This window comes from Shewanella sp. 4_MG-2023, assembly GCF_030548015.1.
In the GTDB taxonomy this organism is placed as follows: Bacteria; Pseudomonadota; Gammaproteobacteria; order Enterobacterales; family Shewanellaceae; genus Shewanella.
Genome location: NZ_JAUORL010000044.1, coordinates 1 through 12,341, shown reverse-complemented (window position 1 = coordinate 12,341; position 12,341 = coordinate 1). Strand labels below are relative to the sequence as shown.

The following is a 12,341-nucleotide window of genomic DNA, read 5'->3' as shown; positions in this document are numbered from 1 at the left end:
TTTTCCTAATTCGTATTAATCAAAAATAACAGGATAATTGATTAATTTAAATGCCTTTTAATGATACTTAACTGGTTTTTACAGATTGAGCCAAGGCTTTAGCGAATTGCTCTGCTACTGCTTGACGAGATTCACTGGGTACCTTGTTTTCCAATAAGTGAGAAACGCAGTTACCTAGCACCATCAAGCTTAAATCTGTAGGCGCTTGATGCTTATTCAGCACTGCTAATAGCTCAGAAATTAATGCTTCAACTTGGGTGTTGGTGTATTTAGATTGGATAGCCATATTCGAAATCGTTCAAAAAGTAATGAATTAGCACGTGATTATATCGGATTTAAAGCTGATACGCTGCAAGTTTCTGTTGCTGGGTGTTAGTGATTATGGGGTTTATAGCTGGTGTTTTCTAAAGCGGACAGAACATCAGTTTAACCCTTGGATGTCAGGAGATGCATTTGACGTAATTTGACGGTTTTATTTTTAGATTTTTGAACACGGTCTGTTATGATATCTACCGCTATTTCGCTTCCATCACAAAGATCAGTTAGGGCTTATGAGCATTAATATCGAACAAGCAATTATCCATGAAATTTCTCAAGATAGTCAGGGGCAACTAAGTTGTCGTTTAAGACCTCAGCCACTATTAAATAGCAGCGCCGTAGAAGCGATGTTAGAAGAATTACACCAAACCTATACCGGTAAAGCGGGTAAAGGTTTTGGCTTTTTTGGAACCCACGGCGAAGATGGCGAAGCAAACCCCGCTTTTTCTGATGCATTAAGTGAATACCGCAGTGGTGAATTAGGCTTTGTTGAGTTTAGCAGTGCTGCCAGTAAGCTTTTACAAGAAGAACTCGCTAAATATGATTTTAGCCAAGGCGGTTTTTTATTAATGTCTTGCTATACCAACATGACTAGCGATTATTTGTTTGTCGCCTTGCTTAATGCCAAGCCTTCAATGACGGTACTTGATGATATGGAGTTGTCGCAAAATAATCATCTTGATTTAACTAATGTCCAACTTGCCGCCAGAATTGATTTAACCGAATGGCAAGCAGACAAAGCTTCACGTAAATATATTTCATTTGTCAGAGGCCGCGCGGGCCGAAAAGTGGCAGACTTCTTCCTTGATTTTATGGGCTGTGTTGAAGGGGTAAATACGAAAGCGCAAAATAAAACCCTTATGCATGCAGTTGAAGATTTCGTAGCTAGCAGCGAATTAACCAAAGATGAACGTCAACAGTGCCGCGACAAGGTATTCGAGTATTGTTCAGAAAGAGCTGATGAAGGCGCTGATATTGAAGTCAAAGATTTAGCGGATGAACTTGCCGACTCTGGTATGGATTCGTTTTATGACTTTGCCTGCGGTGGATCTTATGAACTTGATGAAGAGTTTCCAGCAGATAAGGCCAGTTTACGTACCTTGAAGAAGTTTTCAGGTACCGGTGGCGGGGTAACATTAAGTTTTGATGGCGGCCATTTAGGTGAGCGAGTTATCTATGATCCTATTTCGGACACGATTTTGATTAAAGGCGTGCCTGCAAATTTAAAAGATCAATTAGACCGTCGCCTAAAAGGTGAATAAAGCAACGATTTACAATTAAAGTGTCCAAATGGGCACTTTTTTTTGCACTTAATTTAAAGATTTAACGATTTCAGCACATTATTTAGGGGATTTGGCTATTTTTACATTTTTATCATGGCAATGTGTGTTCTTTTTAGTACACTAGCCAGCAAACTTAACCTATTGTCAGTGGACGAGAAATCGACCACATTGGGGGATACATGATTACTGCCTATGTTTATGAAAATCGCAAGTTAACTGTTCACGAATTAAATGTTCGAGACAGTATTCCCGATCGAACATTGTGGTTAGATATGTTTAAACCCAATGATGATGAAAGGGAATGGCTAAGTCGGTTTTCGGTAGAAGAAGTACCCGAAGAAGAAGACATCAATGAGATTGAAGCATCAGCTCGTTTTTTCCAAAGTAAAGATGGCTTACACATCAATTCATTATTCCCCCAACGTGTAGGATCAGACGTTAGAGGCATTAACGTTTCTTTCAATTTACGTAAGGATTTTTTGCTGACGATACGTGAAGAGGATATCGGTTTAATTCGCTTGCTGCGTAACTACTTACGCTTAGGTCGCTTAGATGTCAGCTCTCCTCAGGGGTTAATGCTGGAACTTTTCACCCTTAAAGTCGATTACCTGTCTGATTTAATTGAAGATGTATATTCAGTGCTTGAAAGTGTCGGCGAGCAAGTGTTCGAAGACCAAGAATTAGATGATGTGTTTAAACTCATTACCTTACAAGAAGATTCAAATGGTAAAATTCGCTTAAGTTTGCTCGATACTCAGCGGTCTTTACGTTATATCCAACGTTATTATCGCGAACATTTATCTGAAGAAAATATTAAAGATTTGCGTGAAATGCTATCTGATATTGAGTCATTGATGCCCCACAGCCAATTTATTTTTGATAAGTTAAACTTTTTGCTGGATGCGGCGATGGGCTTTAGTGGTATACAACAGACTAAAATTATTAAAATATTTTCGGTTGCAGCAGTAGTGTTTTTACCGCCAACGGTTATTGCCAGTAGTTATGGAATGAACTTTACCAATATGCCTGAACTAGATTGGCGTTTTGGTTATCCCATGGCCATAGGAATGATGCTCGCGAGCGCCGCAGGTACGTATTTCTTCTTTAAACGTAAAGGCTGGCTATAGCGCTTTTATAAAGCTGATGACTTTAAAGCCATTAACGCAACCGTTAATGGCTTTTTTTGTTGGGTCGATGCTGATGTTAAAACGCAAACTTAGCTATTCGATTATGCATTGCCAATGGCATAACTTATGTTTTCTCTTGGGCTTAGGTACTTGAAGATTTTTTCGGGTAATGCAGAAGCTGGCAAACAGCGCACAATGCTGATGTCTTCTTTTTCTAAATCAATAATTGGTGCTTGCTCTTTTGGTACGATAGGGTCGTAGAGCATAATTTGCGGAAATAATATCTTGTTTAAATTTACTGACATTACCATGCCAAATTGACCACTTGAAAGCTCGATGAGGCTGCCCGGTGGATAAACACCGATAGTTTTGATGAGCTTACCAACGTACTCAGGGTTAAGTTTACTTTTATAATTTTTGTAAAGTAGCCCCAAAGAAGCATAAGGGGTTTTAGGTTTTGATAACTTAGTACCGTTACACAAGTTATCGTACTCATTAATAACACTTATTAGTTGCGAGTATTTGTCTAACTGATCGCCTTTTAGGCCTTTGGGGTAGCCAGAGCCGTCAAGGTACTCATGATGATTAGTAATCATGGGTTTAGCCTGTTCAGGAAAGCTGTCAGCTAATTTTAAAAAGTTGAGGCTCATCAAAGAATGCTGTTTTAATAAGTTCTTTTCCGGCGTCGTTAGCGGCAATTGTTTGCTCAAAATATTACTGGGGATTTTTAGTTTCCCCAGATCATGAAATAACGCACCAAGGCCTATAAGTTCAATTTCATCACGAGGCCAGTTTAAGTTTTTAGCCAGCATCATACACATTGTCGACACATTGAGTGAATGATGGAAAATGACATCATTGGGCTTTGCATCAGTCATTAAATGCAGCACCAAATCATCAGAACTCAATAGCATATTGGTCATGTCTGTGATCATTTCTTTTGCATCACTGACCGAATTTAAAGGGCGACTGCCAAGCTTTGATACGCTTGAGCGCATCATGGCGATAGAACGCTCAAATTGCTGTTCGGTTTTTTTCAAATTGCGGCGTAACTTTTTTTGGGCATCGATTTGAATCTGTTTGTAAGATTCCATTTTAGCTTTAATCTGTTTTAGCTCCTCAGGATCAACCACTGTACTAGCGTTTTTATTCGCTGAGGGTTTTAAGTCAATTAACCCTAAATCACTGCGCTCGGCGTCATAATAAATATCGTTAATATTGAGGCTTTTAAGTAATTCAATTTGTGACTGGGATTTTAGTTTGAAATTACTAAATAAAAATGGGTGATCTTTCCATGAAATAGGTAGTCGAATGAAATGACCTACCTGAAGCTGATTAATTGAAATTTTTATGTTTTTGTTCATAGATTAAAAGAGTATCACCTGATTTATTGTTTTATTTATAGCGGTTATGTGGATGCACTTTGCAGTGCAAAACATTCCGTGGCAGCATAATATCATTACAATATTAAAAAGTGCCTATAGATTATGGATTTTATTGACGTTATACCCAATGCTATTAGTGATGATTTGTGCGACAGGTTACGAAATGCTTTTGATAATCACTCTGGAGTGACTGAAGGAAAGACAGGACAGGGTGTCGATAGGAATAAAAAACGCAGTTTAGATTTAACCTTAGACTTGCACAATAACTTAACCCAGCTTAAAAATGAGTTATTACAGTTAACATTAACCCATGCGGCAAACTATTTCAGCCAGTACCCTATGGCACTCATGGGTGCGGTATCTGTCACCATCGCCAATGATAAAGGTGAAGCTGTTACGCTAAATCCTGATAACTTTTCTGACCTAGGGGCGAATAAAGCCAAAGCGATAACGCAATATTTATACCGCAGTGGTACGGTTAATGTGCAAAAATATCAGCAAAGTTTAGGTGGTTACCCTCATTGGCATTCAGAACACTTTCCGCAGTCTGGTTCCCATGAAGCCTTGCATAGGGTATTACTTTATATGTATTACCTTAATGATGTTGAGCAAGGCGGTGAAACTGAGTTTTATTATCAAAATAAAGTCATTAAGCCTACAAAAGGTACTATGGTGATTGCCCCCGCAGGCTTTACCCACACCCATAGGGGCAATATCCCTATCAGTGATGATAAATATATTGCCACCTCATGGATAATGTTCAATCGCGCTGAGCAACTTTATACCGCGCAAGCGAAGTGATGCTCATTGATTGGGGATCTTAATAGTGAATTTTGCCCCTTGTAACTGACTTTCTGTAATTGATAAGGTGCCGTGATAACTGCTGACAATTTCATGACACACTGCAAGTCCAATGCCTTGACCGGGGGATTGGGTGTCAGCGCGCACACCACGCTGAATGATGCGCGTTTTGAGTGCATCTTCAACGCCAGGGCCATCATCCTCTACGATTAACACAGTGCTGCCATCGTCATCAATAAAGGCTGTAACCTTGACCTGACTGATACACAATCTAAAGGCATTTTCCATTAAATTACCGCACAGTTCCATCAAATCACCTTTATTGACTGGAAAGCTAATATCAGAATTAATATCACTACTAAACTGCACTGACTTTTCATGATAAATCTTGAATAACATTTGTGATAACTGCTCAACCATGGGTAACACGGGCGTTTGCTCCTGTATTAGTCCTTGTCGGCCCACTAAGGCTCTTTTGAGTTGATATTTTACGAGTTGATCCATTTGTCCTACTTGCTGCATGATTTTTTCGCTCGCATCAGCCTTACTTAACTGCTGGTCGTCAGTAATGGCGTGAACCGCAGCTAAGCGGGTTTTTAGACTGTGGGCTAAATCATTCATGGCATTTTGATAGCGAGTTTGCTGTTCGCTAGATTGGACTAATAATTGATTTAACGCTTGAGTAACGCCTTTTAATTCTTGTGGGTAATCACTTGATAGTGTTTGTTTTTTTCCCTTAGTGATTGCTTGTAGTTCTTGTTTAAGGGTTATCATTGGGTGCATGCCCCAATAGGCTGCACTGATCAGTAGTATGAAGGCTAAACCTAGTACAACGGCCAGTCGCAGATAAGTTAAACGTTTAAAGCGTTTGAAGTCTCTTTCAACGGTTTTTGCATCTTTGAGCACTATCATGTTGTATTGCTGTTGATTCAATTCAACCGGTAATTGATAGGCAAAATAAGACTTATTATTTGCCGTGGTCAGATAATAGGGCGGGGATGTATCGGCAATGGTTTTAAATCGGCTACAAATGTCATTGATGCCGTTTTCTTTTGCCAGTGTAGAGGTCCAAATTTGGCGATAATTATCCCCACAACTGGCCATAATATAGCGTTTCTGCCTATTATTTTCTTGTAGCCAATTGTTATTTTTCGGAATTAAGTCGTGCTCTCTTAATTCGGCTGCAATTTGAGGCATTTCAGCGATTAGTTGCGAAGTTTCGACATTGTAGCTATTTTGGGCGTGTAAAATGGTCAATGACCAAGCTAGGGCAAAACCAACAAGTGCAATAATCGCTAAGGATGTGATTAACATCCTCGTGAGCAGACGCTTTTTGGGTTTAAATCTTAGCTGCATGGTAAGTTAAATTTATATCCTTGACCGCGTATTGTTGCGATGGGGTTTTCAATAGCGCCTTTAGTCAATTTTTTTCTGATACGGCTTACCATTACCTCGATAGTATTAGGGTCACCTTCTTTATCACCATAAATCACATCAAGTAAGCGTTGCTTGGCAACGACTTCATGGCAATGACGCATTAAATATTCCAAAATTAAATATTCAAAGGCGGTGACTTCCATTGGCTCATCATTTAATGAGACTTGTTTAGCGGCTAAATCAAGCTGCAGAGCACCTGAGCTGATGGTCGATTTAACAAAGCCTGCACTACGGCGCACAAGAGCGTCGAGGCGAGCGACTAACTCTTCTTTTTGAAATGGTTTTACCAGGTAGTCATCTGCACCGGCATTAAGGCCTTCTACTTTATCTTGCCAGTTAACTCTCGCGGTTAAGATGAGAATAGGAGCTTTGACGCCTGCATTTCGAATTTCAGAAATCAATGTCATGCCATCTTTATCGGGCAGGCCAAGGTCAACGATGGCAATATCAATAGGGTAGTTAGTTGCTTGATAAAAGCCTTCTTTAGCCGTCAAAGCCACTTGGACTTGATTGCCTAATTCAGATAACTGCACATTTAGATGGTGCGATAAAATCGGATCGTCTTCGATTACCAAAATTCTCATAGGAAATACTCTTACATTGTTAATCGTTAGATATTATCAGCCTAATACTTAACTGTAGCTGACACAGAGGCATTTTATTTTGAATTGTTAACCTCTAGTTCAACAGGTGCGTGGATATTAATGACATTGCAATGGTAATAGCGACGCCAAGGAAAATAATACCGGTAATGATATTAATTATATTATTGCCTTTAGCCATTTTGTGTTGAATGTTGGGGTTGGTTAATATGATGGCGAGAAAGCAAAACCAAATGATAGATAAGCCAAATAATAAGCTAGCTGACGCAAATTTCGTTTCTATAGTGACCTGTGGTGTCACCAGTACGGTAAAAATGGTGATAAAGAATATTAACGCTTTAGGGTTAAGCAAATTAGTATAAAGGCCAATTTGAAAGCCTTTTAAAGCAGACATAGTGCCTTGGTGAGGGAGACGGCCATTGATTTCAGTTTCATCAGATGATGCTTGAGTTTGTGTATATGCCCGATATGAGCCCGCTAAAGCGCCATAACCCATCCATGCCAAGTAACTCACCCCAATAATTTGCACCACTATGTAAGCCATTGCAGATTGCTGGATCATGATGCTTATCCCTAAAAGTGATAGCAAACTGTGCACCAATATCGCGGCACTTATTCCTACCGCGCACATGATTGCAGTGCTGCGAGTTTGTTGTGTGGCTGTTTTTACAATAATAGCGAAATCAGGCCCTGGGCTAATTAATGCTAAAGAGTGAATAACGGCAAGGGTTGAAAGCAGGGTAAAATCCATTTTAATCTCATGAGTTAAGCATCTGATTAGTTAGGTTATAACACAAATAAAAAAGGCGCCATAACATGGCGCCTAAATATTTAATGCTAATGTATTTTACGCTTTGACGTTTTTAACTTGATCTTCAAAGCTCGCACTTACTTTACCCGCTTGTGAATCATTGAATACAGCTTCATTGAACTCACCTTCAGATTTGGCAATGACGATAGTTGCGACTGAGTCACCCGTTACGTTAACCGCGGTACGGATCATATCAAGTAGACGATCAACACCGATAATCAATGCAATACCTTCTACAGGAAGGCCGACTTGGTTGAGCACCATGGCGAGCATGATTAAGCCAACGCCAGGAACGCCAGCAGTACCAATGGATGCCAATGTCGCAGTAACAACCACTGTTACATAATCCATTAGGCTCAGTTCAATACCAAATACTTGGGCAATAAATACCGTTGCCACACCTTGCATAATAGCGGTGCCATCCATATTGATGGTAGCGCCTAGGGGTAAGGTGAATGAAGCGACTTTATTATCAGCACCTAAACGGTGTTCACACGTCTCGATGGTAACAGGTAAGGTTGCATTTGAACTTGCAGTACTGAAAGCAAATAATTGCACATCACGGATTTTACGTAAGAACATTAATGGGCTTAAACCTGAGAATGCCTTGAGTAACGTAGGGTAAACAACCAGTGCTTGCAGAAGTAATACAAAAATTACTAAGAAGAAGTATTGAACTACGCTACCGAATGTTTCTAAACCTAGGGTTAAGCTTAGTTTTGCCATCAGCGCAAATACACCATAAGGCGCAAGTTGCATGATTAAAGTAACCACGCGCATGATGACTTCATTTAAATCATTAAATAATGCCGATACACGTGCGCCGCGCTCGCCAATGTGTGAAATTGCAAAACCAAAGATGACTGCAAAAATAATGATTTGCAGCATGTTGCCTTGGCTCATGGCTTCAATTGGGTTTGTTGGTACGATATTAATCACGACTTCAGCAAGGCTAGGGGCATCTTTAGCGCTGAACTCCATCGCAGAGGTTGCCAGTGATGCGTTACCAGGGTGAACGAGAATGGCCATTGAAATTGCGACCGTTAAAGCAATCGCGGTGGTGAACATGTAAAACGCAATGGTTTTACCACCAAGTCGGCCTAATTTGGACGGGTCACTCAATGAACAGGTACCACAAACCAGTGATACGAACACTAGCGGAACCACTAACATTTTTAAACTTGAAATGAAGATGGTTCCAACAACGTGCAAGATACCTTCAGTAATATAATCTTTTACGAATAAACTATCGGGGAACACATTTCTTAGAATTAATCCAAGAATAATACCCGCTGCCATACCTATTAGTATTTTGCTTGTTAAACCAAGCTTACTTTTATTAATCAAAACTACATCCTTCCCATCATTTTTATAAGTATATTTTTTACATTTTTAAGCCTATCAGGAAACGAAATCTTATGAAACGGGGTAAAAGTTAAAGTTTTTGAGGATAAATGTGGAAAAAAACAGTAGAGTAAAGAGAAAGTTGCAATATTTTTGTTTGATATCGCTTACTAAGTAACTATTATAATTCATAAGTACGAGTTTAATGTAACAGGGAGACTGACAATGAGGTCAGCACAAAGACTATTTTTAGCGCTTTTAAGTTCAATATTTCTATTTGCTTGTAGTGGTGGTGGAAGCATTTCCGATGATGGTAGCGGAGGAACGGATCCTGATCCTGTCACAATAGATGTCGGATTAACTATTTCCACACAAGATGTAGATGCAACTGCCGGTGCTGAATTAACAGCAACTGTGATTAACTCGTCCACTGGTGCCGTTTCAGGTACTTTGGTTACTTTTGCATTAAATAATGCCGAGCTTGGAACTTTCAATAACGAAACTGCTACAGCAGTGACTAATTCTGAAGGTGTGGCAACAATCACGCTTTTCTCTGCTGATATTGCCGGTTCTGGAACTGTGACAGCATCTATTGATAGTGGTGAAAGTGATTCTGTTGCTTTTACTATGGTCGGTGATGGCAACGGCGGCGGCGGAGTTGATATTACCACTGTAGAGTTAGCTTTATCGAACCAAGTTATATCGGCAATTGATGGCTCAACTCTTACAGCGTTAGTTTCAAATTCCATTGATGGTGTACTTGCTGGTGAATTGGTTACTTTTGCACTAAATGATTCAAATCTAGGTACGTTTGATAACGCGACTGCATCAGCAGTGACAGATTCTGATGGTATCGCAACCATAACACTTTATTCAGCTGAGATAGCAGGCTCTGGTTCAGTATCTGCATCAATAGAGTCAGGTGAAACAGACAGTAAAGCTTTTACAATGCTTGGTGATGGTGGCGAAGCAGGTGGTGGTGCTCAGGTAACCTTACAATTATTTGATTCTGCCGGTGAAGCTGTTGATACTATAAGTACTTTATCTCCAGGCATCTTAGTTGCAACAATTACTGGCATTAATAAACCTACTATCGTTTCTTTTTCATCTGAAATTGGTGATTTACCGATTACTTCGGCTGTTACTAATGATGAAGGGAAAGCATCAGTAGATATTTATGCAGGAAGCTCTCTGGGTGCAGGATTGGTGACGGCTTCATTATCAAGTGGTGAAAAAGGTGAAACCATCGTTGTGGTTGGTGCAACCAATGTTGAAATGGGTAGCGGTACACCTTTTGAAAAAGGTGTGGCACAAGTCAGTACTGCAGAATTAACTGCAGGTGGCACGGCAACAGTAACTGTTCTTATTCAAGATGAAGATGGTAATCCATTTACCCAACCTATTGATGTTAACTTCTCTTCAACCTGTGCGACAAAATCTCCAGCTCAAGCCGAACTTAGCTCACCAGTGTCCTCGTCAAATGGGGTTGCTACATCAACCTATCTTGCTCAAGGTTGTGTGGGTGAAGATCAAATTAATGTCACTGCAAACGCGGGTGGCATTAGCTTATCTGCGGTGGCAACTTTAAACATTTTACAAGCAGATATCGGTAGTATTGTATTTGTTGAAGCACAGCCTGAAAATATAGGTATATTGGGTACTGGTGGAATCGAATCATCAGTAGTTAAATTCCGCGTGTTAGATAAAAACAGTAATGTTGTTGCTAACCAAGCAGTAGATTTTTCATTGAATACCATAGCGGGTGGTATTTCAATCGACCCGATTACTGCAACGACTAACAATGAAGGTATTGTGCAAACTGTTGTTACTACAGGTACAGTAGCGACATCTGTGCGTGTGACCGGAACTGTGCAAGGCTCTAGCCCTGTCATTTCAAGTCAATCAAGTCAGCTTATCGTATCTACGGGTATTCCTGATCAAGATAGTTTCTCGCTTTCTGCTGAATTATATAATGCAGAAGGTTGGGATCAAGAAGGAACCGAAGTTGTTGTTACTGCACGCATGGCAGATGCATTTAATAACCCAGTTCCTGATGGGACGACAGTATCTTTTACCACTGAAGGCGGTGCGATTGAAGATGCATGTCAAACATTGAATGGCGTATGTTCAGTCATATGGACGTCGCAACTTCCTCGACCAGAAGGTAATACATTTACCGATGCTTTAGGGAATCAAACTATCAGTCCTCAAGCATCACTTAAATGTTATAAATTAGCTGATAAAACAGAAGATCCTACTTGTGCAGAAGCAAACATCGTTTATGGTAATTATTATGGTCAGCCATATGGTGGACGTGCAACGATTACAGCAACGGCAATTGGTGAAGAGTCTTTCCCAGACTTAAATGGTAATGGCCGTTTTGATGCAGATGAATACAATGAGTTTTTAAATGGTAAAGATGTTACAGGTCAAAAGTTTGATTTAGACGATGCCTTTAATGACTACAATGAGGATACTGTTTTTAACCCTCAAGCAGAGGATGCTTTAAAAGGACTTGATGGTGGCTCTCTTGAAGAGTTAATCGACTTCAATGTTAATACTGTTTTTGACAAAGCTGATGGCTTATACAATGGCGTACTTTGTTCTGAACCGGCTCATGATGGTTGTGCTGACGGTATCAATGAAGAAAAATCATTATTTGTTCGCCGCAGTATTGTAATGGTGATGTCGGGTAGCACTGCAGTGGCAACACTACCGACTGAGATTGTTGTTGAGGATGAAGTGATTGGTGTTGATGATGCGGGTGATCCTGCAGTATTAGGCAGAAGACACTTTGCTGCTTATTATGATTTAACTGGGGATTTAGTTAGTTTCCCAATTCAAATTATTGGCAAAGGCTCTGCAGCAGTCTATTTCACACTTTCTGATTTACATAATCAGCAGTTACCCGCTGGTAGTATTGTGACATTTGCGGCATCTGCAGGTTCAGTAACTAGTACCTCTCAATATATTTGGCCAAGTTCTAATCATAATGGTGGCCGTTCATTTGCAGTGTTATTGAAAGGTGAAGATGAGCCGAATAATGGAGTGTTCTCTGTTAAAGTAGAAACTCCAGGTGGAACAGTTACAGAAGTTATTACTATCCCAATTAGTATTCTATAAATAAATAGAGTTAATAATTGAAAAAGGGCGCTCAGGCGTAATGCCGTTCACTTAACGTGAACGGCTTTCTTTTTTATGGGGTATCGGTCCTTCGAACACTTCAGCACTCT

General features: G+C 40.0%; 10 protein-coding genes. 4 read left to right on the top strand and 6 right to left on the bottom strand.

Annotated elements, in window-relative coordinates:
• Positions 1 to 67 precede the first annotated feature (67 nt).
• Positions 68 to 286, bottom strand: a complete 219-nt coding sequence (locus Q4546_RS17815; protein ID WP_076536859.1) for a YejL family protein — start codon at positions 284 to 286, stop codon at positions 68 to 70.
• 265 nt (positions 287 to 551) lie between these two features.
• Between Q4546_RS17815 and yejK the strand changes: the two genes are divergently transcribed.
• Positions 552 to 1,580 (top strand): nucleoid-associated protein YejK, encoded by a 1,029-nt coding sequence (gene yejK, locus Q4546_RS17810; protein WP_102439763.1) that lies wholly within the window; start codon positions 552 to 554, stop codon positions 1,578 to 1,580.
• 200 nt (positions 1,581 to 1,780) lie between these two features.
• Entirely contained in the window at positions 1,781 to 2,728 is a 948-nt protein-coding gene (corA, locus tag Q4546_RS17805) for a magnesium/cobalt transporter CorA (RefSeq protein ID WP_102439764.1), read from the top strand.
• Positions 2,729 to 2,829: 101 nt separating this feature from the next.
• Here the strand turns inward: corA and Q4546_RS17800 are convergent, their stop codons facing one another.
• Entirely contained in the window at positions 2,830 to 4,092 is a 1,263-nt protein-coding gene (locus Q4546_RS17800; protein ID WP_102439765.1) for a DUF3391 domain-containing protein, read from the bottom strand.
• Positions 4,093 to 4,215: 123 nt separating this feature from the next.
• Between Q4546_RS17800 and Q4546_RS17795 the strand changes: the two genes are divergently transcribed.
• Positions 4,216 to 4,914, top strand: coding sequence for a 2OG-Fe(II) oxygenase (locus Q4546_RS17795; RefSeq protein WP_102531529.1), 699 nt, complete (start codon positions 4,216 to 4,218; stop codon positions 4,912 to 4,914).
• Between the two features lie 3 nt (positions 4,915 to 4,917).
• Here the strand turns inward: Q4546_RS17795 and Q4546_RS17790 are convergent, their stop codons facing one another.
• The 4 genes from Q4546_RS17790 to Q4546_RS17775 all read right to left on the bottom strand — a co-directional run bounded on the left by Q4546_RS17790 (position 4,918) and on the right by Q4546_RS17775 (position 9,111).
• A complete protein-coding gene (locus tag Q4546_RS17790; RefSeq protein WP_102476124.1) occupies positions 4,918 to 6,270 on the bottom strand; it encodes an ATP-binding protein in 1,353 nt (450 codons plus the stop codon).
• Positions 6,261 to 6,935 (bottom strand): response regulator, encoded by a 675-nt coding sequence (locus Q4546_RS17785; protein WP_102439768.1) that lies wholly within the window; start codon positions 6,933 to 6,935, stop codon positions 6,261 to 6,263. The genes Q4546_RS17790 and Q4546_RS17785 overlap by 10 nt, the downstream gene beginning before the upstream one ends.
• A 94-nt stretch (positions 6,936 to 7,029) precedes the next feature.
• Entirely contained in the window at positions 7,030 to 7,704 is a 675-nt protein-coding gene (locus tag Q4546_RS17780) for a LysE family transporter (protein ID WP_303446751.1), read from the bottom strand.
• A gap of 96 nt (positions 7,705 to 7,800) precedes the next feature.
• On the bottom strand, positions 7,801 to 9,111 hold the full coding sequence (locus Q4546_RS17775; RefSeq protein WP_102439770.1) for a dicarboxylate/amino acid:cation symporter: 1,311 nt from the start codon (positions 9,109 to 9,111) through the stop codon (positions 7,801 to 7,803).
• Positions 9,112 to 9,333: 222 nt separating this feature from the next.
• On the opposite strand from Q4546_RS17775, the gene Q4546_RS17770 reads away from it, so the two are divergent.
• A complete protein-coding gene (locus Q4546_RS17770) occupies positions 9,334 to 12,231 on the top strand; it encodes a hypothetical protein (RefSeq protein ID WP_303446749.1) in 2,898 nt (965 codons plus the stop codon).
• The last annotated feature ends 110 nt before the right edge of the window (positions 12,232 to 12,341 follow it).